Source organism: Dyella thailandensis, assembly GCF_050749815.1.
Classification (GTDB): Bacteria; Pseudomonadota; Gammaproteobacteria; order Xanthomonadales; family Rhodanobacteraceae; genus Dyella_A.
Genome location: NZ_CP192735.1, coordinates 2,768,576 through 2,795,166 on the forward strand (window position 1 = coordinate 2,768,576; position 26,591 = coordinate 2,795,166).

General features: G+C 68.5%; 30 protein-coding genes. 11 read left to right on the top strand and 19 right to left on the bottom strand.

Features of this window, described 5'->3' with window-relative positions; translation table 11 throughout:
- Window positions 1–299: 299 nt before the first annotated feature.
- The 3 genes from rpe to ACQVBX_RS12805 form a co-directional block, all read right to left on the bottom strand.
- Window positions 300–968 carry a ribulose-phosphate 3-epimerase gene (rpe, locus tag ACQVBX_RS12795; protein WP_431634486.1) on the bottom strand — a complete coding sequence of 223 codons (669 nt, stop codon included), beginning with the start codon at window positions 966–968 and terminating at the stop codon, window positions 300–302.
- Window positions 969–1,068: 100 nt separating this feature from the next.
- Window positions 1,069–1,875 carry a co-chaperone DjlA gene (gene djlA, locus ACQVBX_RS12800; protein WP_431634487.1) on the bottom strand — a complete coding sequence of 269 codons (807 nt, stop codon included), beginning with the start codon at window positions 1,873–1,875 and terminating at the stop codon, window positions 1,069–1,071.
- Window positions 1,872–2,186 carry a c-type cytochrome gene (locus ACQVBX_RS12805; protein ID WP_431634488.1) on the bottom strand — a complete coding sequence of 105 codons (315 nt, stop codon included), beginning with the start codon at window positions 2,184–2,186 and terminating at the stop codon, window positions 1,872–1,874. The genes djlA and ACQVBX_RS12805 overlap by 4 nt, the downstream gene beginning before the upstream one ends.
- A gap of 111 nt (window positions 2,187–2,297) precedes the next feature.
- On the opposite strand from ACQVBX_RS12805, the gene ACQVBX_RS12810 reads away from it, so the two are divergent.
- Genes ACQVBX_RS12810 through ACQVBX_RS12820 form a run of 3 tightly spaced genes read left to right on the top strand, consistent with a single transcriptional unit; the run spans window position 2,298 to window position 4,090 of the window.
- Window positions 2,298–3,194 (top strand): phosphoribosylaminoimidazolesuccinocarboxamide synthase, encoded by an 897-nt coding sequence (locus ACQVBX_RS12810; protein ID WP_431634490.1) that lies wholly within the window; start codon window positions 2,298–2,300, stop codon window positions 3,192–3,194.
- A 21-nt stretch (window positions 3,195–3,215) separates the two neighbouring features.
- Complete coding sequence (locus ACQVBX_RS12815; RefSeq protein ID WP_431634491.1) at window positions 3,216–3,686, top strand: DUF962 domain-containing protein; 471 nt, start codon at window positions 3,216–3,218, stop codon at window positions 3,684–3,686.
- Complete coding sequence (locus ACQVBX_RS12820; RefSeq protein ID WP_431634493.1) at window positions 3,683–4,090, top strand: hypothetical protein; 408 nt, start codon at window positions 3,683–3,685, stop codon at window positions 4,088–4,090. The genes ACQVBX_RS12815 and ACQVBX_RS12820 overlap by 4 nt, the downstream gene beginning before the upstream one ends.
- 54 nt (window positions 4,091–4,144) lie before the next feature.
- On the opposite strand, the gene ACQVBX_RS12825 is transcribed toward ACQVBX_RS12820, so the two are convergent.
- The 3 genes from ACQVBX_RS12825 to ACQVBX_RS12835 all read right to left on the bottom strand — a co-directional run bounded on the left by ACQVBX_RS12825 (window position 4,145) and on the right by ACQVBX_RS12835 (window position 6,413).
- Window positions 4,145–4,540, bottom strand: a complete 396-nt coding sequence (locus tag ACQVBX_RS12825; protein ID WP_431634495.1) for a hypothetical protein — start codon at window positions 4,538–4,540, stop codon at window positions 4,145–4,147.
- 121 nt (window positions 4,541–4,661) lie between these two features.
- Window positions 4,662–5,996, bottom strand: coding sequence for an APC family permease (locus ACQVBX_RS12830; RefSeq protein WP_431634497.1), 1,335 nt, complete (start codon window positions 5,994–5,996; stop codon window positions 4,662–4,664).
- A 219-nt stretch (window positions 5,997–6,215) separates the two neighbouring features.
- The gene (locus ACQVBX_RS12835; protein ID WP_431634499.1) at window positions 6,216–6,413 is read right to left on the bottom strand and encodes a hypothetical protein; all 198 of its coding nucleotides are present in this window, start codon (window positions 6,411–6,413) and stop codon (window positions 6,216–6,218) included.
- On the opposite strand from ACQVBX_RS12835, the gene ACQVBX_RS12840 reads away from it, so the two are divergent.
- Window positions 6,412–7,290, top strand: a complete 879-nt coding sequence (locus ACQVBX_RS12840; RefSeq protein ID WP_431634501.1) for a UPF0104 family protein — start codon at window positions 6,412–6,414, stop codon at window positions 7,288–7,290. The genes ACQVBX_RS12835 and ACQVBX_RS12840 overlap by 2 nt on opposite strands.
- On the opposite strand, the gene ACQVBX_RS12845 is transcribed toward ACQVBX_RS12840, so the two are convergent.
- Genes ACQVBX_RS12845 through gntA form a run of 3 tightly spaced genes read right to left on the bottom strand, consistent with a single transcriptional unit; the run spans window position 7,272 to window position 9,662 of the window.
- Window positions 7,272–8,357: a hypothetical protein gene (locus tag ACQVBX_RS12845; RefSeq protein ID WP_431634503.1), complete on the bottom strand. Its 1,086-nt coding sequence runs from the start codon at window positions 8,355–8,357 to the stop codon at window positions 7,272–7,274. The genes ACQVBX_RS12840 and ACQVBX_RS12845 overlap by 19 nt on opposite strands.
- Complete coding sequence (locus tag ACQVBX_RS12850; protein WP_431634505.1) at window positions 8,350–8,940, bottom strand: DUF1989 domain-containing protein; 591 nt, start codon at window positions 8,938–8,940, stop codon at window positions 8,350–8,352. The genes ACQVBX_RS12845 and ACQVBX_RS12850 overlap by 8 nt, the downstream gene beginning before the upstream one ends.
- Window positions 8,937–9,662 carry a guanitoxin biosynthesis heme-dependent pre-guanitoxin N-hydroxylase GntA gene (gntA, locus tag ACQVBX_RS12855; protein WP_431634508.1) on the bottom strand — a complete coding sequence of 242 codons (726 nt, stop codon included), beginning with the start codon at window positions 9,660–9,662 and terminating at the stop codon, window positions 8,937–8,939. Before gntA ends, ACQVBX_RS12850 begins: the two co-directional genes overlap by 4 nt.
- A gap of 169 nt (window positions 9,663–9,831) precedes the next feature.
- On the opposite strand from gntA, the gene dinB reads away from it, so the two are divergent.
- From dinB to ACQVBX_RS12880, 5 genes are all read left to right on the top strand, one after another.
- Complete coding sequence (dinB, locus tag ACQVBX_RS12860) at window positions 9,832–10,923, top strand: DNA polymerase IV (RefSeq protein ID WP_431634510.1); 1,092 nt, start codon at window positions 9,832–9,834, stop codon at window positions 10,921–10,923.
- 65 nt (window positions 10,924–10,988) lie between these two features.
- Window positions 10,989–11,450: a MarR family winged helix-turn-helix transcriptional regulator gene (locus ACQVBX_RS12865; protein WP_431634512.1), complete on the top strand. Its 462-nt coding sequence runs from the start codon at window positions 10,989–10,991 to the stop codon at window positions 11,448–11,450.
- Between the two features lie 108 nt (window positions 11,451–11,558).
- Window positions 11,559–11,984, top strand: a complete 426-nt coding sequence (locus ACQVBX_RS12870) for an organic hydroperoxide resistance protein (protein ID WP_431634514.1) — start codon at window positions 11,559–11,561, stop codon at window positions 11,982–11,984.
- Window positions 11,985–12,081: 97 nt separating this feature from the next.
- Window positions 12,082–12,366 carry a GIY-YIG nuclease family protein gene (locus tag ACQVBX_RS12875; RefSeq protein WP_431638184.1) on the top strand — a complete coding sequence of 95 codons (285 nt, stop codon included), beginning with the start codon at window positions 12,082–12,084 and terminating at the stop codon, window positions 12,364–12,366.
- Between the two features lie 212 nt (window positions 12,367–12,578).
- Window positions 12,579–12,788 (top strand): cold-shock protein, encoded by a 210-nt coding sequence (locus ACQVBX_RS12880; protein WP_431634516.1) that lies wholly within the window; start codon window positions 12,579–12,581, stop codon window positions 12,786–12,788.
- Between the two features lie 95 nt (window positions 12,789–12,883).
- Here the strand turns inward: ACQVBX_RS12880 and lpdA are convergent, their stop codons facing one another.
- Window positions 12,884–14,653: a dihydrolipoyl dehydrogenase gene (gene lpdA, locus ACQVBX_RS12885; protein ID WP_431634518.1), complete on the bottom strand. Its 1,770-nt coding sequence runs from the start codon at window positions 14,651–14,653 to the stop codon at window positions 12,884–12,886.
- Between the two features lie 97 nt (window positions 14,654–14,750).
- Window positions 14,751–16,448, bottom strand: a complete 1,698-nt coding sequence (gene aceF, locus ACQVBX_RS12890) for a dihydrolipoyllysine-residue acetyltransferase (protein WP_431634520.1) — start codon at window positions 16,446–16,448, stop codon at window positions 14,751–14,753.
- Window positions 16,449–16,657: 209 nt separating this feature from the next.
- Here aceF and ACQVBX_RS12895 point away from each other — a divergent pair, with 209 nt between their 5' ends.
- Both ACQVBX_RS12895 and ACQVBX_RS12900 read left to right on the top strand, forming a co-directional pair.
- A complete protein-coding gene (locus ACQVBX_RS12895) occupies window positions 16,658–17,542 on the top strand; it encodes an ABC transporter ATP-binding protein (RefSeq protein WP_431634522.1) in 885 nt (294 codons plus the stop codon).
- Window positions 17,543–17,568: 26 nt separating this feature from the next.
- Complete coding sequence (locus tag ACQVBX_RS12900) at window positions 17,569–21,147, top strand: ABC transporter permease/M1 family aminopeptidase (protein WP_431634524.1); 3,579 nt, start codon at window positions 17,569–17,571, stop codon at window positions 21,145–21,147.
- A gap of 30 nt (window positions 21,148–21,177) precedes the next feature.
- Here ACQVBX_RS12900 and ACQVBX_RS12905 read toward each other — a convergent pair whose 3' ends face one another.
- The 8 genes from ACQVBX_RS12905 to ACQVBX_RS12940 form a co-directional block, all read right to left on the bottom strand.
- Window positions 21,178–22,062, bottom strand: a complete 885-nt coding sequence (locus ACQVBX_RS12905) for a mechanosensitive ion channel family protein (RefSeq protein WP_431634526.1) — start codon at window positions 22,060–22,062, stop codon at window positions 21,178–21,180.
- A gap of 131 nt (window positions 22,063–22,193) precedes the next feature.
- Window positions 22,194–23,000 carry a DUF2884 family protein gene (locus ACQVBX_RS12910; RefSeq protein WP_431634529.1) on the bottom strand — a complete coding sequence of 269 codons (807 nt, stop codon included), beginning with the start codon at window positions 22,998–23,000 and terminating at the stop codon, window positions 22,194–22,196.
- 119 nt (window positions 23,001–23,119) lie between these two features.
- Window positions 23,120–23,362 (bottom strand): DUF2845 domain-containing protein, encoded by a 243-nt coding sequence (locus ACQVBX_RS12915; RefSeq protein WP_431634531.1) that lies wholly within the window; start codon window positions 23,360–23,362, stop codon window positions 23,120–23,122.
- A 137-nt stretch (window positions 23,363–23,499) separates the two neighbouring features.
- A complete protein-coding gene (locus tag ACQVBX_RS12920) occupies window positions 23,500–23,937 on the bottom strand; it encodes a DUF2383 domain-containing protein (RefSeq protein WP_431634533.1) in 438 nt (145 codons plus the stop codon).
- Between the two features lie 120 nt (window positions 23,938–24,057).
- A complete protein-coding gene (locus ACQVBX_RS12925) occupies window positions 24,058–24,813 on the bottom strand; it encodes a DUF2884 family protein (RefSeq protein WP_431634535.1) in 756 nt (251 codons plus the stop codon).
- 74 nt (window positions 24,814–24,887) lie between these two features.
- Window positions 24,888–25,406, bottom strand: coding sequence for a hypothetical protein (locus ACQVBX_RS12930; protein ID WP_431634537.1), 519 nt, complete (start codon window positions 25,404–25,406; stop codon window positions 24,888–24,890).
- Window positions 25,407–25,408: 2 nt separating this feature from the next.
- Window positions 25,409–25,939, bottom strand: a complete 531-nt coding sequence (locus tag ACQVBX_RS12935) for a peroxiredoxin (protein ID WP_431634539.1) — start codon at window positions 25,937–25,939, stop codon at window positions 25,409–25,411.
- A gap of 115 nt (window positions 25,940–26,054) precedes the next feature.
- Window positions 26,055–26,504, bottom strand: coding sequence for a hypothetical protein (locus tag ACQVBX_RS12940; protein WP_431634541.1), 450 nt, complete (start codon window positions 26,502–26,504; stop codon window positions 26,055–26,057).
- Between the last annotated feature and the right edge of the window lie 87 nt (window positions 26,505–26,591).

Sequence of the window (26,591 nt, forward strand, 5' to 3'; positions counted from 1 at the left end):
CTGTCCAAACCGACCGTTCGACCTGTTCCCCCGACCTTCATGGCCGTTTCTTCTCCCCTCCGCGCGAGGGGAGTTTTTTTCATCGCAAGAAAATTCTGAACAGGCGGGAACCATCGCCGCTGGACGCGGTTCCAATCCTCTGAGTGGCGTCGCGCCATTGCCGTGGAACCCGTCGCGTGGCACCAGCACGGTGCAGCGGCGGGGCGGCGCCCACTCTGGTGATCTCCCTGACGCGTCCGACGACGCTTGTCCCGGTGCCTTGCGGCTCCGGGACTTCTTTTTGCGTGTTCCGGCGGCGATCAGCCGATCGCGCGGCGCATGGCGGCGATCGCCGCCGCGTAGTCCGGCGCGTTGAAGATCGCCGAGCCGGCGACGAAGGTGTCGGCACCGGCTGCGGCGATGGCGCCGATGTTGTCGGCACTCACGCCACCGTCCACTTCCAGCCGGATGGCGCGACCGCTCTCGTCGATGCGTCGGCGCACCTCGCGCAGCTTGTCCAGCGCGGAGGGGATGAACTTCTGCCCGCCGAAGCCCGGGTTCACCGACATCAGCAGCACGAAATCGAGCTTGTCCAGCACGTGGTCCAGCCAGTTCAGCGGCGTGGCGGGGTTGAACACCAGCCCGGCCTGGCAGCCGGCCTCCTTGATCAGGCCGATGGTGCGGTCGACGTGCTCGCTAGCCTCCGGATGGAAGCTGATCGAACTAGCGCCGGCCTTGGCGAAGTCGGGCACGATGCGGTCGACCGGCTTGACCATCAGGTGCACGTCGATGTGCGCGCTGATGCCGTAGTCGCGCAGCGCCTTGAGCACCATCGGGCCCATCGTCAGGTTGGGCACGTAGTGGTTGTCCATCACGTCGAAGTGCACCCAGTCGCCACCGGCGGCGAGCACCTTGGCGGTGTCCTCGCCGAGGCGGGCGAAGTCGGCCGAGAGGATGGACGGGGCGATGATGGGGGACTGCTTGCTCATGGCTTGATCTCTGTAGGAGCGCACCTTGTGCGCGACCGGAATGTGCGGCGTTACCTCTTCGTAGGCTTTTCGCGCATGTCGGTGCGCTCCTACGCGGCTTTTATTTGAAGCCCTTCTCAGCCTTGATGCGCTCGTAGGCCGCATTGATCTCGCTGGCCCGCGCCTCGGCGCGCTTGCGCATGTCCTCGGGCAGGTCGCCGAGGCGATCAGGGTGATGTTCGGAGATCAGCTTGCGGTAGGCGCGCTTGATGGCGCGCTCGTCCGCATCGCGCTGCACGCCGAGCACGGCATAGGGGTCTGGGCCGCCGGTGGAGCGGTGCGGCGGCACGTAGCCGCCGCCGTTGCCGGCGCCGCTGCGCGGGCCGCTGCCGGTGGCGTTCCAGGCGTAGCCCTTCATTGCCATCAGCGCCATCAGCTCCATGTCGCTCACGCGCATGGCGAAGGCCAGCTGACGCAGGATCGCCATCTTCTCCGGCGGCGGGTTGCCCTCGGCCAGCACGGTCTCGATCACCACGTCGAGCACCGGGAAGGCGTGATCGCGGCGCAGGCCGACCCAGTCGCGCAGCTCGCCGATGGTCGGCGACACGTCGAATTCCGGCATCTTGCCGCGGTTGAAGCTGGCAATCGCCTCCTGTCGCTGCGCGGCCTCCAGGCCCATGCGCGTCATCAGGCGCTCGGCGATGGCGATCTCCGCCTCCGACACGCGGCCGTCGCTCTTGGCCACGGCGCCAAGCAGAGCGAACAGCGGACGGATGAAGCCGCCGGCCTCCGGCACCGCGCTGCGGCGCTGGCTGTAGCGCATGTTGTCCAGCACGAAACCGATCAGCGCGCCGACGATGGCGCCCGGCAGGCCATGGCCGAGGAACAGGCCGACCACGGCCAGCCAGAAGGTGTAGGTGTAGCTCATGGCTGCGCCGCCACCGGCGTCTGCGCGCTGTACCACTGCGCCAGTTGGTCAAGCTCGGCATCGCTGACCGGACCGATCGCGGCCTTCATCAGCGCCACGTTGCGGCGGCCGTCGCGGTACTGCTTCAGCGCTTCGCGCAGGTAATCGAGCTTCTGCCCAGCCAGGTTGGGTGCGCCGGGAATCTGCGCCATGCCGTGCTCGCCGTGGCAGGCGGCGCAGAGCCCGAGGCGGGCGGGACGGGCGGGCATCTCGGCCCGCAGGGGCGCAGCGGAAGCGGCCAGGCACAGCGCCGCGATCAGGACGGTTCGCATCGGCAACACACGGGATGGAAGACGCGCCAGTCTACCAGCGCCCTCGCCGCCGGTCCGGCCGGGCGCCGCGCCGTTACACTATGCCGCGCCCGCCCCACCCGGAACCGAATCGTGCCCACCACCCTGTCCCAATCGAACCTGCCCGACCTGGAGCTGATCCACCGCGGCAAGGTGCGCGATGTGTATGCCCTGCCCGGCCAGCGCCTGCTGATCGTGGCCACCGATCGCCTGTCGGCGTTCGACGTGGTGCTGCCGGATCCGATCCCGGGCAAGGGCGAGATGCTCACGCAGATCTCCAATTTCTGGTTCGCCAAGACCGCCCACCTGGTGCCGAACCACCTGCTGGACGTGCCGCTGGCCGACGTGCTGCCCGCCGGCACCGACCTGGCGCTGTATGCCAAGCGCGCCGTGGTGACGCGCCGCCTGAAGCCGGTGCCGGTGGAGGCGATCGCCCGCGGCTACCTGATCGGCTCGGGCTGGAAGGATTACCAGCGCACCGGCGCGGTCTGCGGCATCACGCTGCCGGCCGGCCTCAAGCAGGCCCAGCAGCTGCCCGAGCCGATCTTCACCCCGTCGACCAAGGCCGCCGTGGGCGACCACGACGAGAACGTCAGCTTCGACGCCGTGGTGAATGCGGTCGGCCGCGAGCTGGCCGACAAGGTGCGCGACGCGACGCTGGCGATCTACCGCTGGGCCGCCGCCTACGCCGCCGAGCGCGGGATCATCCTGGCCGACACCAAGCTGGAGTTCGGCACCGACGAGGACGGCAAGCTGTACGTGATGGACGAGATGCTCACGCCCGACTCCTCGCGCTACTGGCCGGCCGACCATTACCAGGTGGGCATCAGCCCGCCCAGCTACGACAAGCAGTTCGTGCGCGACTACCTGGAGACGCTGGACTGGAACAAGACCGCGCCCGGCCCGCACGTGCCGCCGGAGGTCATTGCCGGTACTTCGGCCAAGTACGCCGAGGCGCTGCAGCGGTTGGCCGGCATCTCCATCGACTGAACACCCCGCGGGAGGCACGCCATGCGCACCATGCAGGACTGGCTGGACAGCTACAGCGCCGATCACCAGCACCCGGTCAACCAGCGTCTGCACTGGCTGTGCGTGCCGCCGATCGTGTGGAGCGTGATCGCGCTGCTGTGGACGATCCCGGTGCCGCCGCGCTTCCTGCAGCCGGGTGCATGGGCGGTGCTGGCGATGGTGCTGGCGTTCGCCTGGTACTGGAAGCGCTCGCACCGGCTCGGCGGCGCGCTGCTGCTGGCCTTCGCGCTGCTGGCGCTGCTGACCGGCCTGCTGTTCAACCGTTACGGCGCGGCGAACCTGCGCTGGAGCGCGCTGATCGTGTTCGTGGTGGCGTGGATCGGCCAGTTCGTCGGACACCAGTTCGAGGGGCGCCGGCCGAGCTTCCTCACCGACCTCTCATATCTGTTGGTCGGACCGGCATGGCTGATGGAAAAGCTGCTGCGCCGGCTCGGCTTCAAGGCTTCTGCATGACCACCCTGCTCACCGTGCTCAGCACCCTCCTGTGGTGGGTGCTGTACAGCTCGATCTTCGCTCTGTTCTTTTCGCTGATCGCCTGGCCGCTGCTGCGCTGGAACGAGCGCAGCAGCGTGGTGTTCAACCGCGTGTACCTCGCCTGCCTGCTGTGGACCATGGCCGGCATGGCGATGGTCGGCGCGGTGGCTGTGCACGAGGGCCACGTGCGTCCGCCCTATGGCGCGCTGCTTACCAGCAACGCGCTACGCGGCGTGCTGGTGGTGGACATGCTGGTCGGCGTGGCGCTGCTGTGGCGGCTGATTCCGCGCGTGGATGCCCGGCGCATCCGCCCCACCAGCGCCTGCCTGGCGGTGGCCGCGGTGATGGCGATCGCCTTCGGCGTCGCCACTAGCCTGGCCTGACCCCGTATTCGCGAGTGACGAGGGCGCGTCGGCGCCCTCGCCGTATGCGTCTGCTCAGTGGTGCATCGACATCACCGCCGCGCCGAACAGCACGGCCATGGCGATCGCCAGCAGCACGCCGATGACGATTTCCATCACCAGGTAGACCAGCTGCACCAGACAGGCCTTGCCGTAACCGACCCGCTGACCGGTACCGTCCAGCAGCAGCCAGTTGACCATCGCCGCGCCCACCAGAAACTGCACCACGAAGGCCAGCAGCCGGCCGCCGCCGAGCAGCGCGTGCGCCAGGCCGAGCGCCACCGCCGAGGCGAGCGCGGTGAGCACTACCGCTCCCATCGCACGCAGATACGAGGGCATCGAGCCCACCACCAGCCGGAACGACACCGTCAGCAGCAGCGCAGCGATCGCGATGCCCACCACCACCACGAGCACGATGGCCAGCAGGCTCATGCCTGCCAGCACTCCAAGACACTCCCCATGACACCCCCTCAGGCGAAATGACCGGCGTCGCCGACCCCTTGCCGGGCGATCGCGGCCCGGCCAGCGTAGCGCGGCCGCCCGGATCGGGGAATCAGCCCGCCGCCTGGCGCTCCAGCCAGCGCCAGCCGTAGAACGCCGGTACGCCCAAAGCGATGATCAGCAGGCTCATGCCCGCATCGCGCGGTGCGTGGATCGAGGTGGCGATGATCACGCCCAGCACCGTCACCACGAACACCAGCGGCAGCACCGGGTAGAACGGCACGCGGTACGGCGAGGGCTCATGCGCCAGATGCCGGCGATACCAGAACAGCGTGGCGATGCCGAACGCGTGCGCCAGCCACTCGCCGACCGTGGTGTAGTCCAGCAACTGGCCGAAGCTGCCCGACAGGGTGAGCACGATCGCCCACGCGCCCAGCGTGGCCAGCGCTACCTGCGGCGCACGGCTGGTCGGATCGATCCGCCCTACCGCACTGAAGAACATGCCGTCGCTGCCCATGGTCTGCAGCACGCGCGCGCCGCCGGCGATGGCGATGGCGCAGTAGCCGAAGGTGGAGCAGGCGATGCCCAGGGCCATGATCGTGGCGCCCGACGGGCCGAGCAGATCGCGCAGCAGATCGGCCGCCGGTGCCGCGCTGGCGGCCAGCCCGGCATGACCCAAGCCGGCCAGATAGGCGAAGTTCACCAGTAGATAGCTGCCCACCACGCCGGCCATGCCCAGCCCGAGCGCGCGCGGCAGCGTGCGCTGCGGGTCACGCACTTCCCCGGCCAGATCGTTGAGATAGTGGAACCCGCCGTAGGCGAACAGCACCGGCAGCAGCGCGCCGAGGAAGTCGCCGGGTGAGGCCAGGTGCACGGGATCGGCCGCCAGCGCGCTGCCCAGGTGGCCGCGCGCAAGGATCAGCCCGACCACCACCAGCAGGGCGATGGCGGCGAGCTTGAGCACGGTGAAGATGTTCTGCACCCACGCGCCGGCGCGGATACCGAACAGGTTGATGCCCACGATGAAGGCGATCGACCCCACCGCGACGGGTTTGACGAAGCTGCCGGGAAATCCCAGCGCCGCGCAGAAATAATCAGCGAACGTCGTCGCCACCGCGGCGACGCTGCCGGGGTAGTTGATCAGCGCCATGGTCCAGCCGAACAGGAACGCCGGCAACTTGCCGAACGCCTCGCGCAGGTAGACATAGGTGCCGCCGGCTTGCGGACGGCGCGCGCCCAGTTCGGCGTAGCACAGCACGCCGGCCAGCGTGAGCAGGCCGCCGATCGCCCACAGCAACAGCACCTGCCAACCCGCCGAGGTGCGCTCGGCCACGGTGGCCGGGTTGCGGAAGATGCCCGCGCCGATCACACCGCCGATCACGATCGCGGCAGCGTCCCAGGTACCGAGGCGGCGAAGATAGGTCGGTGAGGAAGATGCTGTCGTCATGGCGTCGCTGGGCGTCACTGGCGAGAAGGACCAACGCATAGCCTGACACGATGACCGCCCGTTGTGCCGGCTTCGTTGGGCGCATGTGCCGCATGTCATGTCATTCGCTTCGCCGCAACGCCTTTCACCGACATGCCGCAAGTGCTGCCGCGGCCACCGATCACGCCAGCTCCGCTGCGCCCGTTTAGAATCGCGCCTTGCCCTCTGGCTCGACCATGCTCACATCGCCCCCCCTTTCGAACGCACCCGCGCCTTACCCACCTGGCTCCGCTTCGCCTCGGCCTGCATGGCGGCAAGCGGGAGCACGCGAGTGAGCAGGAGCCCGGCGTCGAAATCGTCCGGCGGCGCGTCGCCGTGGATGCGCTGGCTCTCGCTGACGGCGGCCGTGGCGATGCTGTCGGTGGCTGGCTGGCTCATGCACCGCTACCTGTCGCAGATCTCCTGGCGTGCCTTTGCCGCAGCCTGGGCGCAGCTGCCAGCCACGCGGATCGCCGGCTCGGTCGTAGCGGCTGGCGTCAGCTTCGCCATGCTCGCCATATTCGAGATGCAGGCGGCTGCGCTGACCGTGCCGGGGCGAGTGTCGATGCGTCGCGCAGCGTTCGCCGGAACGGTGGCCAATGCGCTGGCCAACACGCTGGGCTTTCATGCGCTGACCGCCAGCGCGGTGCGTTTCCGGATCTATCGGTCCGGCGGACTGAGTGCCGGTGACACCGCGCGTATCGTCGGCGTGGCCGGGCTCGGCGTGGGACTGGGCTTCGCCGTGGTGATCACCGGGGCGCTGTGCTGGGAGCCGGCGATTGCCCGCGGCTGGGGCCGCATTCCGGGCCTGGCGCTGCTGGTGGCACTGGGGACGCTGCTGTTCTGGCTTGGCCGGCGCCCGCGTTCACTGCGGATCTTCCGTTGGACCCTGGTCTTTCCCAACGGTCGTGCAGCAGCGCTGCAGATGTTGATCGGCGGCGTGGAGATGAGCGCGGCGATCGCAGCGCTCTACATCCTGCTGCCGGCGTCCATCGCGCCGCCGTTCGTCGACTTCCTGCCGATCTACGTCGGTGCCGTGCTCGCCGGCTTGATCAGCCATGCACCCGGCGGGTTGGGCGTGTTCGAATCGATCATGCTCGCCTCGTTCACCCAGGCGCAGCGGCCCGACCTGCTCGCCGCCATGCTGTGCTATCGACTCACCTACAGCCTGCTGCCGTTCGTCCTGGGCAGTCTGGCGCTGGCGGCTTTCGAGGCCAGGCAACGCTGGGGCGGGCGCACCCGCCGCGGTGCATCGACTCAGTTCGACGGCGGGTAGCGGCGGATCAGCCGCTGCTGGCGCAGGTGATGCCGCACCAGCGCGAGCGCGCCGACCGGCCGGAATCCGCGCCGGCGATTGGCCGCCCCGAGCTCGAACAACACCCGCTGCTTGGCGAACACCATCGCGTAGGCCTGCCGCACGCTGTAGCGGGGATCCCACGCATGCACTGCCTCGGAACCGGCACCGTTCACTTCCATGATGGTGAAGCGGCCTTCGCGCAGGTCGGCCACGGTCGCGAAGCGCACGTCGAAACGTCCGACATGGAAGCGCGGCATGTCGCGGGCCACCGCCTCCACGGCTGTGAGCAGGGCATCGGTGGCCAGCGTCGAGCCGTCCTCGTAGCGGCCGCCCACGCGCGTCGACCCGATCAGCGAAAGCCGCACCACCTCCCCTGCCGCGGGGACGTGCGCGGGATCGAACGCGCATTGATGCTCGCGCGGGCGCGCCAGGGCCCGTTGCAGTCGCGGGTCATGCGCCACCAGTTCGCCCACGCTGTGCAGACCGTCGCCGATCACCTGCGGGTAGTGGCGCAGCAGGATGCCCAGTAACTGCCCGCGCGGCTCACCCGGGCGACGAACGTAGAAGAGGCCCGCCTCGCCCGGTTCGTCCAGGTAGCGCTGCAACATCAGCGCCTCACCGGCCGGGTAGCGGGCGAGATAGTCCGCCAGCGCCGCGTCGTCATCGAGGCGACGTACGCCGAAGCCGCACCAGCCCAGATCCGGCTTGGCCACCACCGGAAAGGCGAGGCCCGCGTCTGCCATGGCGGCCAGCGCTTGCGGCATGCTCCGTGCGCCATCTGCCGTAAACAGCGCGAACGGCGCCACGCGGGAACGCGCGTGCGGGCCCATGGCGGCGAAATATTCCGACTTGGTATCGCCCACCAAGCCGCCCGCGGTGATCGCCGGGTTGGCCGCCGACGGCAACGTGAGGCTGCGATAGCGCAGGCCCAGCCATACCCACTGCACCACCATCGGCACCAGGTTGAGCCACTTCGGAAGGCGCTCGATGACGCCGGTACTCGATGCGACGGGCCTGCGACGGATGAAGAGCGCCCGCTCAGCCACCGGGCAGCACCTCGTAGTGGATCGGCTTGTAGGAAAAGTTGTTGGACTGACCAGCCGAGCACGCGGTGAGCCCGATCAGTAGGTCCATCTGCGCTTCGAACACGGTGTAGTCGCCGGCACGGCTCAGCGGCGGCTCGACGCGGATCGTCCCGGTGAGCGGATCCACCGGCACGTTCATGAACACGTTGAACGCCGTGGGGATCGCGTCGGGTACAACGCCGTACGGCGCCAGCGCGGCGGCGAGGTTGCCGAAGCAGCCACGATGCGGCCGCTCGTCGCCGTAGATGATGCGGAACATCTCGGCCGAACAGGGCGAGAGGAGGAAGTCGTGGCGCCCCACCGTGTCCTCGCCGATGCGCAGCATCACGCGTGATCGGTTCGAGTAGATCGGATCGCCGGTGGAAAGGTAGATGCGACTGGCGTAGTCGATGCTGCGACCGGAGGAGATCGCCTCGCCGAGGTCGTGGCGATTGAACGCCACCAGGTCGGCCACCTGCTCGCCCTGCGGATCGATCACCCGCAGGCGCTCGCCCTTGCGCAACGCGAAGGCCACGCCGCTGCGCGGCTCGATGGTCTGGATCATGGCCGCTCTCCGTCGCCGCCGGGGGCAAACGGGCAGACCCAGTCCGGCCCCACGCGGCGCCCGCTGTACTGGCGCGCCTCGGAGCTGCGTCCGTGCACCGCGAGCATCGGGTTAGGCGAGCCGGCATAGGCCACGTCCCGCTGCACGATCGCCTGACGCAATTTGTCGTAGCGCCCATCCGCGCGCAGCTGCTCGAACTGGCTGTGCAGGTTGAACACCAGCACCGGGCAGCGGAACCGGCGTGCCGGACGGCTTGCCACCGGATGCAGGCCCACCACGTAGAACGCCTTGCCGCCCACGCTCATGCTGAAACGCGGCGACGCTGGATCATCGCTGACGCGGCGGTCCCAGCCGTAGCGGCGGCGATCGATCGCGTGGATGGCGGCCAACCGATCCCACAGCGCACGCTCGAACGCCGCCTCGTCCAGTGTCGGCGAAGCCGGAAACAGCACAGCCACGCTGATGAACGAGGGGCCCGCGGCAGGCTCGGCCAGCGACTGTAGTTGGCGAGTGATCGCATCATCGTCATCGGCCTGGGTCAGGTCGCCCGCCCGCAGCAGATGCAATTCATCGCGGGCGTGCGAGGCCTTGGCCCCCAGGCAGGGAAAGGGCGCCGCCTTGATGAAGGCGTGGAAGGCGGCCTCGATCGAATTCGCGGAGCCCAGCGGACAATCGCGCGCGGCGGCGCCCGGTAAGCGCGATGGAGCGACGTTGACCTGCATGATGTCTCCGTAGCAGCGGCGGCAGCAGGCGCCGCCGTATCGGCGTGGCCCTGTGTCCGCGCAAGCTACGAAGCCGGACGACGGGGCGGCGTGAAAGCGCTTGCCTGGAGCTGAATGGCCGGCGCTGGCCGATGGCTAGAATGGCCGGGTGTCCCCCACGCATTCGCCCGTGTCCGCCCCTATCCGCAAGATCCTCCACATCGACATGGATGCGTTCTACGCATCGGTTGAGCAGCGCGACGACCCCGCCTTGCGCGGCAAGCCGGTGGTGGTCGCCTGGCGTGGTGCGCGCTCGGTGGTGTGTGCGGCCAGCTACGAGGCCCGTCCATTCGGGGTGCGCTCGGCGATGCCGGCCGTGCGTGCCGAGCGGCTGTGTCCGCAGGCGATCTTCGTGCCGCCGGATTTCCCGCGTTACAAGGCGGTCTCGCGGCAGATCCGCGAGATCTTCGCCCGGCATACCGACCTGATCGAACCGCTGTCGCTGGACGAGGCCTACCTCGACGTCACCGTGACCAAGAGCGGTCTGGGTTCAGCCACCGCGACGGCCGAGGCGATCCGCGCGGCGATCCGCGAAGAGACCGGCCTGACCGCCTCGGCCGGCGTGGCGCCGAACAAGTTCCTCGCCAAGATCGCGTCGGACCACCGCAAACCCGACGGCTTGTTCGTGGTGCGGCCACACCAGGTCGACGCCTTCCTGTTGCCGCTCAAGGTGGGACGCCTGCCGGGGGTGGGCAAGGTGATGGAGGCGAAGCTGGCCGAGCTCGGCATCGCCACGGTGGCCCAGTTGCGTACCCTGCCACTGGCCGAAATGGAGCAGCGCTTCGGCCGCTGGGGCCGACGCCTGCACGAGTTGTCGCTCGGCATCGACCATCACCCGGTGCAGCCGGAACGCCCGAGCGTGCAGGTGTCGGCGGAAGACACCTTCGAGCACGACCTGCTGCTGGACGAACTCGAACCGCACATCCGACGCCTGGCCGAGAAGACCTGGGCCGGCCACCAGCGCGAGGAAGGACGGGTGGCGCGCACGGTGGTGCTGAAGCTCAAGACCGCCGACTTCCAGACCCTCACCCGCAGCCTCACCCCGGCCAGCCGCCCGCATTCGGCGGAGGAACTGGCCGATATCGCGTGCGCGTTGCGCAGCCGCGTGGAGCGCCCGGCCGACAGCCGCTACCGGCTCGTAGGCGTCGGGTTGTCCGGCTTCGTCGACGCAGACGACTACGCGGCACAGACCGACCTGTTCGGAATGCCCTCGCCGGATTGAGGCGGCACCGGCTTCAAAATAAAGACGCTTGCTATTAGATAGCGCGCTATGTATATTGCCGTCCCATGAGCACACGCCGCACCCCCGAGACCAAACCCGCGCCGCTGCGGCTCGACCAGCAGCTGTGCTTTTCGCTGTATTCGGCGCAGCTGGCGATGACCAAGGTCTACCGCAAGCTGCTCGCCGACCTCGACCTCACCTATCCGCAGTATCTGGTGATGCTGGTGCTGTGGGAGGGCGATGGCCTCACCGTCTCGCAGATCGGCGAACGGCTGTTCCTCGACTCGGCCACGCTCACGCCCCTGCTCAAGCGACTGGAGGCCGCCGGCCTGCTGAGCCGACGGCGCGCGGCCGAAGACGAGCGCCAGGTCGTCATCTCGTTGACCGCCGAGGGCCGCGCGCTGCGGCGCAAGGCTGGCGCCGTGCCCGCAGCCGTGTTCTGCGCCACCGGCTGCGAACTGGACCAGCTGCTGGAGCTCAAGGCGCAGCTGGACGGGCTGCGCGCCCGGCTGGCCGAGCACCCGTGACCCCTCCGCGCGCCATGACCTCGGTCGAATCCGCACCAAATAAATCGCGCGCTATTAAATAGCAAGCAATATCTATTCAACCCGAACCAACCACCAAGGAGACACCCCATGTCCATCGAAAACGTTCTGTATCGCGCCCACGCCCAGGCCACCGGCGGCCGTGATGGCCGCGCCATCTCATCGGACAACGTGCTCGACGTGAAGCTCACCACGCCCAAGGAGCTCGGCGGCGCCGGCGGCACCGGCACCAATCCGGAACAGCTGTTCGCCGCCGGCTACTCGGCATGCTTCCTGGGGGCGATGAAGTTCGTCGCCGGCCAGCAGAAGATCGTCCTGCCCGCCGACACCCGCATCGAGGGCAGCGTCGGGATCGGTCCGATCCCGGCCGGCTTCGGCATCGAAGTGGCGCTGACGATCAGCGTGCCCGGCATGGAGCGCAGCGCCGCCGAGGCGCTGGTGGCGAAGGCGCATGAAGTGTGCCCGTACTCCAACGCGACGCGCGGCAACATCGACGTCACCCTCACCGTGGTCTGAAGTGGACACCGCCGCCGTGGCCAAGCCGCGGCGGCGGCGTTCTACACTGGGCCGCATGACCTCAGGCGCGGCCAGCCCGCTTCCCGATGCGCACGACATGCCATGGCCCGAGTCCGGCCAATGGTGTGTGTATCTGATCGAGTGCATCAACGGCGCTTGGTACGCCGGCATCAGCAACGCCCTGGCCGCCCGCTACGCGGCCCATGCGGCCGGACGCGGCGCCCGATACACGCGTGCCAATCCTCCCCGCCGGCTGCTCGGCTGGCGCCCCTACCCCGACCGCGCCAGCGCTTCGCGCGCCGAAGCGGCGATCAAAAAGCTTCCGAAGGGGCAAAAGATGGCGTTTCTCAGGGCTGACGACGGCGCCGGGAAAAAATCTTAGATTGCGCTCAAGCCATTCATTCCCATCGATTTTCCAGCTTGGCAACGCTGATTTTCGAAAATCGGCCAAAAATAAATAAGGCATTGCCCGCGGCAGATAGAGTACGCTGGCGAAGTAGTGCTTGAGGCTGAGTTCGGCTGCACTGCGTCATCCTGCGGCGAGTCTGCCTCACTCCACGCCGTATACATCCATGTGTCAAAGGTTAAAGCGTCATGTCAAATCGTCAGAGCGGTACCGTCAAGTGGTTCAACGATGCCAAGGGCTTCGGCTTCATCAGCCCGGAAAGTGGTGACGACCTGTTCGTCCACTTCCGCGCCATCCAGGGCACCGGCTTCAAGTCGCTGCAGGAAGGCCAGAAGGTCACCTTCGTCGTGACCAAGGGCCCGAAGGGTCTGCAGGCGGACGAAGTCCAGGCTGTCTAAGCCACCGCCTGGTTCGCCAGGCAAAGAAAAGCCCGCGCTTGCGCGGGCTTTTTCTTTTCTGGAGTCCGCTGCCGTGCCGAGGCACGGCGACCGGCTCACTTCTTCTTCGGGATGTACAGGTCGGTGATGGTGCCTTCGTAGACCTCCGCCGCCATGCCCACCGATTCGCCCAGCGTGGGATGCGGATGGATGGTCAGGCCGATGTCGGCCGCTTCCGCGCCCATCTCGATCGCCAGCGCGATTTCGCTGATCAGGTCGCCCGCATGGGTGCCCACGATGCCGCCGCCGACCACGCGATGGGTCGCCTCGTCGAACAGCAGCTTGGTGAAGCCCTCGGTGCGGTCGTTGCCGATGGCGCGGCCGCTGGCCGCCCACGGGAACTTGCCCACGCCGATCTTCAGGCCCTTTTCCTTGGCCTCGCGCTCGGTGACGCCGACCCAGGCGATCTCCGGGTCGGTGTACGCCACCGACGGAATCACCCGCGCATCGAAGTGGCTCTTCTGCCCGGCGGCGGCCTCGGCGGCCACCTTGCCCTCGTGCGTGGCCTTGTGCGCCAGCATGGGCTGGCCGACCAGGTCGCCGATGGCGAAGATGTGCGGCACGTTGGTACGCATCTGCGTATCGACGTTGATGAAACCGCGCTCGGTGACCGCCACGCCGGCTTTTTCCGCGCCGATCTTGGCGCCGTTGGGCGAGCGGCCCACCGACACCAGAACGCGGTCGAACGCCGTGTCAGCCGGGATGCTCTCGCCCTCGTAGCTCACCTCGATGCCCTGCTTGGTGGCCTTGGCCGAGGTGACCTTGGTCTTGAGGTGGATGCCCTTGAGCTTCTTGCCCAGGCGCTGCGCCAGCGGCTTGATCAGGTCGGCGTCGGCGCCGGGGATGATCTGGTCCATGAACTCGACCACGGTCACCGCGCTGCCGAGCGCGGAATACACCGTGGCCATTTCCAGGCCGATGATGCCGCCGCCTACGACGAGCAGCTTCTTCGGCACGTCCTTCAGCTCCAGCGCGCGGGTGGAATCGAGCACGCGCTCGTCGTCCCACGGGAACATGCCCAGCTTCACCGACTGCGAGCCGGCGGCGATGATCGCCTGCTCGAAGCGGATCAGCTTCACGCCGTCGGCCGTCTGCACTTCCATCTCGTTCGGCGAAACGAATGCGCCGACGCCCTGCACCGTGCGCACCTTGCGCTGCTTGGCCATGCCGGACAGCCCGCCGGTGAGCTTGCCGACCACCTTGGACTTGAAGTCGCGCAGCTTGTCGATGTCGATACTCGGCTTGCCGAAGCTCACGCCGTGCGCGGCCATCGCCTCGGCCTCGTCGATCACCGCGGCGGCATGCAGCAAGGCCTTGGACGGAATGCAGCCGACGTTGAGGCAGACACCGCCGAGCGTGTCGTAGCGCTCCACCAGCACCGTATCCAGGCCCAGATCGGCGGCGCGAAACGCCGCCGTGTAGCCGCCGGGGCCGGAGCCGAGCACCACCATCCGGCAGGTGATGTCCGCGGTGCGCCCGGATGCACCGGCCGCCTGCGGAGCAGCCGCAGCCGCGGGGGCGGGCGCCGGAGCGGCCGGAGTCGGCGCAGGCGAAGCTGTAGGCGCCGGTGCCGCGGCTTGCTCCTCGTGGCTTTCCAGCACGGCGATCAGCGTGCCTTCGGACACTTCGTCGCCCACTTTCAGCTTGAGCGCGGTGATGACGCCAGCGGCGGTGGAGGGGATCTCCATCGTCGCCTTGTCCGATTCCAGCGTGATCAGGCTCTGGTCCTTGGCGACGGTGTCGCCTTCCTTCACCAGCACCTCGATCACCGGCACATTGTCGTGACCGCCGATGTCGGGAACCTTGATGTCGATGGTGCTTGCCATGGGGGAATCCTTGGATGTTCTTGTTCGCGGCCAAGCGCCTCTCACGGGACGCGGCCCTCACCCGCCTGCTCCCGACCAGGGAGCAGGCACGGGGGCGTCAGAGCAGCAGGCGGCGGATGTCGCCCAGCTGCTGCGCGAGGAACGCGGCGAAGCGCGCGGCGAGCGCGCCGTCGATCACGCGGTGGTCGTAGGACAGCGACAGCGGCAGCATCAGCCGCGGCGCGAACTCCTTGCCGTTCCACACCGGCTTCATCGCCGCCTTGGACACGCCAAGGATCGCCACCTCCGGCGCGTTGACGATCGGCGTGAACGCGGTGCCGCCGATGCCGCCCAGCGAGGAGATCGAGAAGCAGCCGCCGGACATGTCGGCCGGGCCGAGCTTCTTGTCGCGCGCCTTCTTGGAGATCTCGCCCAGCTCGCGGGCGAGATCCAGCAGGCCCTTCTTGTCGACGTCGCGGATCACAGGCACCACCAGGCCGTCGGGCGTGTCCACCGCGATGCCGATGTGGAAGTACTTCTTGAGCACCAGCTTTTCGCCGGTCTCGTCGAGCGAGGCGTTGAACTGCGGGAACTGCTTCAACGCTGCCACCACCGCCTTCATCTGGAACACCAGCGGGGTGATCTTGAGATCCTTGTTCTCTTCGCCGAGCTTTTTGCGGAAGGCTTCCAGCTCGGTGATGTCGGCGTCCTCGTGCTGGGTGACGTGCGGGATCATCGCCCAGTTGCGCGCGAGGTTGGCGCCGGAAATCTTCTGGATGCGCGAGAGCGGCTTCTCCTCGATCTCGCCAAACTTGGCGAAGTCGACCTTCGGCCACGGCAGCAGGTTGAGCCCGCCACCGGCCGCCACCGGCGCGCCCTGCACCGGGCGGGCGCCCGAAGCGAGCGCGTGCTTGACGTAGGCGCTGACATCCTCGCGCTGGATACGGCCGCCGCGCCCCGAGCCCTTCACCTGGCTCACGTCCACACCCAGCTCGCGGGCGAACGCGCGGATCGCCGGGCTGGCGTAGGGCGCATCGCCCGGCATGACGATCTTGGCGTCGAACGGCGGGCGCGCCTGCGGCGGCACATCGCCTTCCGGCACGTTGCCCGGCAGCACGCCGCGAGCGGCGATCGGCGACGGCTGCTCCTGGACCTTCGGGCCGCCCTGCGCCACCGGCATGCCGGCAGCGGCGGGCACGGCGGCAGGCGCGCTCTCGCCAGCAGCCTCGATCAGCGCGATCAGGCTGCCCTCGGACACCTCGTCGCCGACCTTGAGCTTGAGCTCCTTCACCACGCCGGCGAACGGCGCGGGCACTTCCATCGTGGCCTTGTCCGACTCCAGCGTGACCAGGCCCTGGTCCTTGCTCACCGTGTCGCCGACCTGCACCAGGATCTCGATCACCGGCACACCGTCGAAACCGCCGATGTCCGGCACGCGGGCCTCGCGCACGCCGCCGGACGCGGCGGCCGGCGCCGGGGCCGGGGCCGGAGCGCTCTTGGCCGGCGCCTCGGCCTTGCCCGGTGCAGGCGCCGGAGCCGGAGCCGGGGTGGGGGCCGGGCTCGGGGCCGCAGCGGCGCCCTCGGCCTCGATCATCGCGATCACCGTGCCCTCGGCCACCTCGTCGCCCAGCGCCACCTTGAGCTCCTTCACTACGCCGGCGAACGGCGCGGGAACCTCCATCGTGGCCTTGTCCGACTCCAGCGTGATCAGGCTCTGCTCTTTTTCGACGCGGTCGCCGACCTTGATCAAGATTTCGATCACCGGAACCTTGTCGCCGCCGATATCCGGAACGCGTGCTTCTTTGAGGTCGGCCATGGGGACTCCTGGGGGAATGGGGGCGGGCCGCGGGAAACGGGCCACGGCAAGACTTCCATCATAACCAAGGCGCGCTGGCGACGGGACTGAAAACGTGTGCATCGCCACCGTTCGCTCACGTATGGCATGACCTTGGGCGCATGCCGGCGCGGGCCCGGGCACGTACGCTGACCCCGCAGGCGCCGCATCCGCAGCGCAGGAGGGAACCCATGCTGGCCATTCGCGACCTGTCCAAGACCTACGCCAACGGCGTGCGCGCGCTGCGCGAAGTGACGCTCGACATTCCGCACGGCATGTTCGGGCTGCTTGGCCCCAACGGGGCCGGCAAGTCGTCGCTGATGCGCACCATCGCCACACTGCAGGACCCGGACCGCGGCAGCATCACGCTAGACGGCCAGGATTTGCTGGCCGACAAGCCAGCCACGCGGCGCCTGCTCGGCTACCTGCCGCAGGAGTTCGGCGTCTACCCGAAGGTGTCGGCCGAGGCGATGCTCGACCACTTCGCGGTGCTCAAGGGCGTCACCGTGCGCGGCGAACGGCGCGAACTGGTGCATGCGCTGCTGCGCCAGGTGAACTTGTGGGACGTGCGCAAGCGCAAGCTCGGCACGTTTTCCGGCGGCATGCGCCAGCGCTTCGGCATTGCCCAGGCGCTGATCGGCGCGCCGCGGCTGGTGATCGTCGACGAGCCCACCGCCGGTCTCGACCCGGAAGAGCGCAACCGCTTCCTCAATCTGCTGGCGGAGATCGGCGAGCGCACGGTGGTGATCCTGTCCACCCACATCGTGGAGGACGTCACCGACCTGTGCCCGCGCATGGCGATCCTCGCCCAGGGTCAGGTGCTGCTCACCGGCGAACCACTGGAGGCAATCGCCAGCCTCGAAGGCCGCGTGTGGCGACGCACGATCGACAAGCACGAACTGGACGGCTACCGCGCCCGCATGACCATCCTATCCACCCGGCTGATGGCCGGCCGCACGCAGATCCACGTGCTGGCCGACAGCTCGCCGGGCGAGGGCTTCGTGGCCGTCGCGCCGGACCTGGAAGACGTGTACTTCGGCCGCCTGCGGGCACAGGCCACGACCCGCGCCGCCTGACCGCGCCGCCACGCAGGGACGACTCCATGTTCTTCGAGATCTTCCGCTTCGAATGGCGCCAGCAGCTGCGCTCGCCGCTGTTCTGGGTGATCGCGGCGGTGTTCGCCGCGATGGCCTTCACCCTCACCAGCACCGACGCGGTGGCGCTCGGCGGCGCCACCGGCAACGTCTGGCGCAACGCGCCGATGGTGACGGTGAAGCTGATGTCGGTGCTCACCGTGTTCAGCATCTTCCTGGTGGCGCTGTTCGTGGCCGGCGCGGCGCTGCGCGACTTCGATCTGCGCACCGCCGAGCTGATGTTCACCACGCCGGTAAGCCGGCGCGCCTACCTGGGCGGACGCTTCGCCGCGGGCTACCTGGCCTGCCTGGCGATCCTCGCCGTATGCGCGCTGGGGCTGGCCGCCGGTGGACTGATGCCGTGGCTGGATGCGGCGCGGCTGGGGCCACCGCGCGCGATCGGCTACCTGTGGTCGCTGGCGGTGATGGTGGCGCCCTCGATGCTGTTCATCGCCGGGCTGCTGTTTCTCATCGCCACCACCACGCGCTCGCTGCTGGCCACCTATGTGGGCGTGGTCGTGTACTTCGTGCTGCAGGTGATCACCGGCGCGCTGACCCGCGACGTGGACAATCACTGGCTGGCCGCCCTGCTCGATCCGTTCGGCGGGCGCACGTTGGCGATCGTCACTCGTTACTGGTCGGCCGACGAACTCAACCACGCGCTGCCGCCGCTGAGCGGGATCCTGCTGTTCAACCGGTTGCTGTGGGGTGGCGTGGGGCTGGCGCTGTTCGCGGTGGCGTTCGCGCTGTTCCGGCCCGACCGCGAGGGCCTGTCGCTGCCCCGGCGCAAGATGCGCGCCGAGCCGCCGCTGCTGCGACCGGCCACCAACGCTGCCATCGATGCCACGCTGGTGCGCGGCTGGCGCGCCACGCTGGCCCAGCTGCGCGCGCAGTGGCTGTTCGACACGCGCGCGGTGCTTACCGGCGTGCCGTTCCTGGTGATGCTGATCCTGGCGCTGGTCAATGTGCTGGCGATCCTGGCGCTGTCCGGCCAGCTCTACGGCACCGCCACCTACCCGGTGACCCATCGCATGGTGGAGACGGTGGAAGGCGGCTTCCAGGTGATGCTCTACATCATCCTCACCTTCTACGCCGGCGAGCTGGTGTGGCGCGAACGCGCCGCCGGCGTGGCCGCGGTGAGCGACGCTTTCCCCACCCCGGACGGCGTGCCGCTGGTGGCCAAGCTGCTGGCGCTGTTCACCGTGGTGGGGGTGTTCCTCATCACCGGCAGTGTCGTGGCGATCGGCTGGCAGCTAGCGCACGGCTACACGCACCTGGAGCCGGGCCTGTATCTGGCCATGCTGGCGCTGGACGCTCTGCCCTACCTGCTGCTGGCCGCGCTGGCGGTGTTCTTCCAGGTCATCGCGAACAACCGCTTCCTCGGCTACCTGCTGACCATCGTGTGGCTGGTCGCCAGCCTGATCGGCTTCGGTCTGCTGGGCTGGGAGCACCACCTGTACAACTTCGGCACCGCGCCGGCGACGCCGTATTCCGACCTCAACGGCTTCGGCCATTTCCTGCCCGGTGCGCTGTGGTTCGACGGCTACTGGACGCTGCTGGCGATCGCGATGACGGTGGTGGCGGCGCTGTTCTGGGTGCGCGGCAGCGTGCAGGGCTGGCGCGAGCGCAAGCGCGAGGCGCGGGCTCGCCTCACGCCGCCGATGCGGCTGGCGCTGATCCTCGCTCTCGCCGGCTTCGCGCTGTGTGGTGGCTGGATCTACTACAACACCAACGTGCTCAACGCGTACCGCACCGGCGACGACGCCAACCGCCTGCGCGCCGACTACGAGAAGCAATACGCCCGCTACGCCGGGCTGGCGCAGCCGCGCATCACCGCGGTGCAGGCCGACGTGGACCTCGACCTCGCGCGCCGCCGCCTGCACCTGGTGGCGCACATGACCCTGGTGAACCGGCACGACGCGCCGATCCGCGAGCTGCATGTCAACACCGATACCGACTTCACCACCACGCTGGCATTCGCTCCACACGAAGCGGTGACCGTCGACGACCGTCTCGGCTATGCGATCTACCGACTGAAGACGCCGCTGGCGCCCGGCGCCTCGATGCCGTTCGACGCCACGCTGGATTACGCGCCCAAGGGCTTCACCAACGCGCCGCAGGGCCAGTTCCTCGCCCACAACGGCACGTTCTTCAACAGCACCGTGCTGCCGCGCTTCGGCTACCAGCCGGACAACCAGCTCACCGACCGCAACACCCGCCGCAAGCTCGGCCTGAAGGAAGACGTGCCGCGCATGCCGCGCCTGGGCGACGAGGCGGCGCGCGCCAACACCTACATCAGCAACGACTCGGACTGGATCCACTTCGACACCACCATCACCACCGCCGGCGACCAGATCGCGATGGCGCCGGGCTATCTGCAGAGCGAGACCCGCGCCGACGGCAAGCGCACGTTCCACTACGTGATGGACAAGCCGATGCTGGACTTCTTCTCGTGGATATCCGGCCGATACGCGGTGAAGAAGGATCACTGGCACGACATCGCGCTGGAGGTCTATTACAACCCCGCGCACGCCTGGAACGTGGACGACATGCTGCAGAGCGCGAAGGATTCGCTGGCCTACTACGAGGCGAATTTCTCGCCCTATCAGTTCCGCCAGCTGCGCATCCTGGAATTTCCCAACTACGCCAGCTTCGCGCAGTCGTTCGCCAACACCATTCCGTTCTCCGAATCGGTGGGCTTCATTGCCGACCTGCGCGACCCGTCGAAGATCGACTACGCCTACTACGTCACCGCCCACGAGGTGGCGCACCAGTGGTGGGCGCATCAGGTGATCGGCGCCAACATGCAGGGCTCCACGCTGCTCAGCGAGTCGCTGGCGCAGTACTCGGCGCTGATGGTGATGAAGCACAGGTACGGCGCCGACCAGATGCGTCGCTTCCTCAAGTACGAGCTGGACAACTACCTCGCCAGCCGCGCCGGCGAGCCGGTGCGCGAGGAGCCGCTGGGCAAGGTGGAGAAGAACCAGACCTACATCCACTACCAGAAGGCGTCGCTGGTGTTCTACGCACTGCAGGACTACGTGGGCGAGGACACCGTCAACGCCGTGCTGCGGCAGTTCCTGCACGACAAGGCGTTCCAGGCGCCGCCGTACACCACCTCGCAGGAATTCGTCGACGCGTTGAAGCGCGGCGTCGATCCGAAGTGGCACGGCCTGATCGACGACCTGTTCTGGAAGATCACCTTCTTCGACAACCGCCTCACCGAAGCCACCGCCAGGAAGCTGCCGGACGGGCGCTACCAGGTGACCCTGCAGGTGCACGCGGACAAGAGCTATGTGGACGGCACCGGCAAGGAAACCGCTGCCGTGCCGGACGTGCCGGTGGAGATCGGCGTGTTCGCCGCCTCCACGCGCGCCGGCGTGGACGGCAAGCCGCTGTACCTGGAAAAGCGCGTGCTGCCCAAGGGCGACAGCACGGTCACCGTGGTGGTCGACGGCAGGCCGGCCGAGGCCGGCGTGGACCCGTACAACGAGCTGATCGACCGCATTCCGGCCGACAACCGGCGCGCGGTCAGCCTGCAGCCCTGAGCGCGGGCGTGATGCCCGCGCTCAGCCGGCTCAGCTCTGCCGCTCCGCGGCAGGAGGCAGGCTGCCCTGGATCACCGTGAGCTCGCGCTGCGGGAACGGGATGCTGATGCCGGCGGCATCGAAGGATTCCTTGATCGCGCGCAGCAGGTCGGTCTGGGCTGGCCAGAAGTCCGCCGAAGTGGCCCAGGCGCGAATCACCAGGTCCACCGAGCTTTCGCCCAGCGCAGTGGTCCACACGCCCGGCGCCGGATCTTTCAGGATGCGCGGATCGGCCTCGAACAGCTTCTCGATCTCGGCCATCGCCGCACCGATGTCGTCCTTGTAGCCGATGCCCACGCTGAGCTCGAAGCGGCGCGTACCGCGGCGGTTGAAGTTGATGATCGCGTCGCCGCCGATCTTGGCGTTCGGGATGATCGCCTCGCGGCCGTCGGGCGTCACCAGTTGCGTATACATCAGGTTGATCGCATCGACGCTGCCCATCGTGCCGCCCACTTCGACGAAATCGCCCACCCGGAACGGGCGGAACAGCGCCAGCAGCACGCCCCAGGCCAGGTTGCTCAGCGAGCCCTGCAGCGACAGGCCGATCGCCAGGCCGCCGGCGCCCAGCGCGGCCACCAGCGGCGCGGACGGCACCCCAGCCACCTGCAGTGCGGTGACGATGAGCAGGGCGATCAGTATTCCGTACAGCAGATTGCGCAGGAAGCTGGCTAGCGTGACGTCGAAACGGGCGCGACCAAAGGCGCGCTCGGCCACGTTCGCCAGCCGCCGCGCCACCCAGATGCCCACCAGCACCACCAGCAGCGCGGCAACCAGGCGCAGGCCGAGCTGGATGGCCTGGTCGCCGTAGCGGGCGAGGTCCTGCTGCGAAAAGGGAAGCGCGAGCGCCGCGGTGCGGCCGCCGAGGGCGTGCTGCATGGCCTGATCTCCTTAGAACCCGAAAAAGGATCAGCCTAGGCGGGGCGGCCGCGGAAACCAAGCCGGCGTGCGGCAGGTGGGCAAGACAACGCCGCCGCAACGGGTGCGGCGGCGTGAAGGAACGCGGCCGATCAGCGCGCGGCGACCTTGTCCTTGTCGACCTCGTCGTGCTCGCGACCGATCAACTGGAGAGCGGCACCGTTCGGCAGACGGAAATCCAGCTGCTGCTGCAGTTGATCGAGCGCGGCGAGCTTCGGACACAGCGCCTGCGCCCGCACCTCGAGTTGATCGGCGCGCGCGTCCACTTCCTTCTCGATGGTCTTGTCGAGCGAATCGGCGCGCGCTTCCAGCGCCGCGATGCGGGTCTGGTCACCACTCAGCGCCGCCTTCACGGCGCCGGCGGTCACGGTGCTGACCAGCTCGGACACAGCACCCTCGACGCTGTCGCCGATGGTGTCGCCGAGGTCGTGCTGGGTCCACACGCCACTGCCGAGCCCGGCGTCGATGCGCGAGAGCGCCTTGGCGTGATCGCGGTTGAGGCGCGCCAGCAGGCGGGAGCGCTCGTCGCCATCTTCGGCGAACGTGGTGGCCACCGCGGTCAGCGCAGAGAAGCCGATATCCAGCCCTTCGCGAGCGATGCCAGCCACTTCGGGCAGCAGCGCACGCACGGAGCGCTCGTAGTCGCGCAGGCGCACGGCGTCCGCTGCACTCACGTCAACCGGGCGGCCGTCCACGCGCAGCTGCCCGTCATGCATGAACACTTTGGTGGGGGCGCCGTCGTCGCGGCTGAAGGCGACGCCGGCGGCGTCCACCCGCACGTTGTAGTCGGTACTGAAGCTGCACTGGTGATCGACATGGACGAGGCGGTCATGCGCCTGGGCCTGCGAACCGAACGCGACGCCGATGGCCAGCGTCAGCAGTGAGAGTGTCTTGCGCATGAGCGTATCCCCGTAGTGACGGCGAGCCCCCAAGGGCTGACCTGCCAACTCAGGATGCGCGGTGGCATGCGCCCGACCATGGGCCAGGCGTCATGCCGTGCCATCAGTCACAACGGGTCTCAGCTGCGGCGATCGTCGATGTTGGCCACTTTTCCACCCAGCACGGTGACCGTGATGACGTGGCCGTCGCGGCTGTACTGCCAGCGCTCGCCCAGCCACGCGCCGTACTCGTTGTTGATCGGCTCCCGGTACACCGGTTTACCCAGCAGCTCGATCACGCGCGTGGCGGTATCGCCCACGACCAGCACGTGGCTGTCCACGCGCAGCGTGTCCCCCGCGGCCGCAGCGTGCCAGGGCCCCATGAGGACAGCGAGTAACAGGTATCGGCATCGAGCACGCATGGTCCACCTCCGTTTTGGTCCGTTGCAGTCGGGCCAAGCCTAGCAGCCCGCTTTCCCGGCCGATTTCCCTGGCTGCGCGGTCCTTGGTTCCGATGGGATCAGCGCGCCGCCAGCGCGAGGCTGTGCATGTCCAGATGCACCGCGTGCACGCGCCCGGACAGCCGGCCGAGCTCCTTCGCCGCCTCGTGGGGCGCCCGCTCCAGCACCTGCTCGAACTGCGCCAGGAGGGCGGCTTCGCGGCGCGCCAGCAGACGGATCCACTGGCCATCGCTCAAGGTCATGCGGCGCACCCACCAGGTGGCCGGCCGCCAGGGCCGGGGCGTGTTCCAGCGACCGTGGGTCGCCGGGCGACCTCCCTGGGCGGCCAACTGCATCTGCAGGTCGAGGATCAGCAGTTCCAGGGCCGCGGCGTTTTCCTGCAGCACCACGCGCAAGCCCGGCTCCTCCACCTGCTGCGCCGCCTGCTGGCACAGGCGCTGCAGATCGATGCTGCGGCGGATCAGGGCGTTGTAGAGCGGCTGCGATGCCAGCGACACGGCGCGTGGCCTCCCTTCGGTGGAGGAATACGGTCATGCTCGCGCCCGGCCGCTTACCCCCGGGTTAACCCGGCCGGCCCCGGCATGGCGGGCTTTAGCTGCGGTTCGCTTTCGCGCGAGTCAGTGCCCGCCCACGGTGAGCAGGTTCAACGGCCGCCCGGCGCCGTCACGCACGCCCTGCTGCAGCTCGGCGAGACGGCGGATCGACGGGCATAGCGCGTCCACCTGCGGCGCCAGCGCCTGCATGCGTCGCTCCAGCCGCGGCCGCAGCGCGGTGGTGAGGTCGGCGGCCTGGTCGCGCAGGCGCGCTGCGGTCTGCAGATCCCCGCTCATGGCGGCCTGCAGCGCCTGCTGGCCCAGGTCACCGGCAACGATGGGCGCAAGGTCGCTGGCGATCTGGTTGCCCAGCGCCTGCGCCGCATCACCCTGCCAGTCATGCGTGCTGCGACTGCTGTCGATGCGCTGGCGCAGCTGCGCGGCGTCGGCGGTGAGGCGTTGATCGAGTTCGGCACGCGAGGCCGCGCTGAGCGCCATGCCGGCCGCCTCCTCGCGCAGGGCCTGAACGGCGAGATCCACGCCGCGCTTGCCCACCGCACGCACCTTCGGCACCAGCGTCCGCAACTCCCGCTCGAACAGCGACAGACGGTCCTCGTCTTCGGCGTTCAAACGCACCGGCACGCCATCGGCCTGCAGCTGACCATCGCGGAGCACCAGCCGCTGCGGCGCCGGCGCAGCGCGATCGAAGATCAAACGGTCCGGCTGCACCGTGACATCGAAGCTGCTGCTGGCCTGGCAGCGGGTGGCGAGTTGCTGGGCCTGCAGCGGGCCGGCCAAGAACAACGCGGAGGACAGGATGGCAAGAGCGAGAAAACGCATGGGCGACTCGGATGCATAGGGACAGCCATCGATACCTGCGCCGCCGCCAATCGCCGCTGAATCCGCGCGCCTACTCAGCCCCGGCGCCGAAACTGCGCGCGCACCGCCGGCTGGCCGAGCCGCCACACCAGCCAGCACAACACCACGATCCCGACCGCGTCGAAGGCGAGCGAGAGATGCACCCGGCGCGCCTCCTGCGCCACCAGCGCCGCGGCGTCGGCCATGCCGTGCGTCTGGCCGCTCCAGTCCAGCCAGTGGCGGTACAGCAGCACGCCGCTCAGCAGCAGGCCGAGCGCAAGCAGGGCGAGCGCCACCCGCAACACCGGCCGCGCCCAACCCTGGCGCAGGATGCCGGCGGCGCAGAACACCACCAGCGCCGCCGCTGCGATGAAGTAGGCCGCATCCCAGCCCAGCATGGCGTGCAGTGCGGCGCGCCCTTCGGCGTCGAGCGTCGTGCTTCCCAGCACCGACCACACGCGCTGACCGTGCACGCCGTACTGCATGGCGCCGAAGGCGGCCAGCAACAGGATCACCCACAGGCCGAGGCGCCATAACGCGAATCGCGGATAAGTCGCCGCGTTGTCGTTGGCCACGGTCAGCCCCCCGCCTTCAGCGACGCGAGGTCGCGCAGCACCTGCGCAGAGTTCTTCTCCGGATCGACATCCTCATAAACCTTCGCCACCTTGCCTTGCGGATCGATCAGGAACGTGGTGCGGCGCGCGTAGTGGAATCCCACCGTGGACGAGAGCACGCCATAGGCGGTGGACATTTGATGCGCGCTGTCGGCGAGCAAAGGAAACGGAACGCGGTACTTCTGCGCGAATTTCGCGTGCGACGCCACGTCGTCCAGGCTCACCCCGATCACGTCGGCACCGGCCTTGCGCAGCTTGGCGATGTCATCGCGAAAAGTGCAGACCTCGGTGGTGCAGCCGGGAGTGAAGTCCTTCGGATAGAAGTACATCACCAGCCAGTGCCCACGGTAATCGGCCAGAGTGCGCCAGTGGCCGTTCTGGTCCTGCAGGCGGAAATCGGGCGCGGTGGCGCCGGGCTGCGGGATGGCGGCGTGCGCGGAGATCGTGGTGCCGCACAGCAGCGCAAGCGCTAGCAACAGCAAGAGGCGACGCATCGAGGCAGCTCCGTATCGGTGGCGGAACGGCGCAGTTTAGCGCTGCCCATGCACAAGGGCGCCCGCAGGCGCCCTTGGCAAACCGTCGTGCCGGCATATGCCGGCGGAGCCGGAATTACTGGCGGCTGATGGTGAACTTGCCCACCGAGATGCCGAGGTTCACGCCCTCACCCGTGCCGGCGAGCGCCAGCGAGGTGGTGCCCTTGGTCAGCACCTGGGCCGTGCTGCTCTTGACCACGCCGGCCTCGGCGCCGGCCTGGGCGTAATCGCCGAACACCTCGTCGATGCCGTGCACCTTGCTGATTTCGCCCTTGCCGTTGTCGATGTGGTACTTGCCGGCGGTGAGACCACCGCCGACCACCGCGATCTTCACGCGGGCCGACTGGCCGTTGTCGCAGGTCACCATGCCGGTGCCCTCGGCATGCTTGTAGAGGATCGACCAGCCCGACAGGTTGTACGTCAGGTCGCACTTGACGGTGGCCTCGGCGGCCTTGGCACCGGTGGCGCCCATCGCGCCGGCCGTAGCCAGCAGGAGGGCGGCGAGAGCGTGATTGCGCTTGATCATGGTGAACTCCTTGTGGATGAACGTGCTGTGCCGGGTTGAACCGGGAGCCACGGGACCGACCGCGGCGCGGCCAGGGTCCCGAGTGGT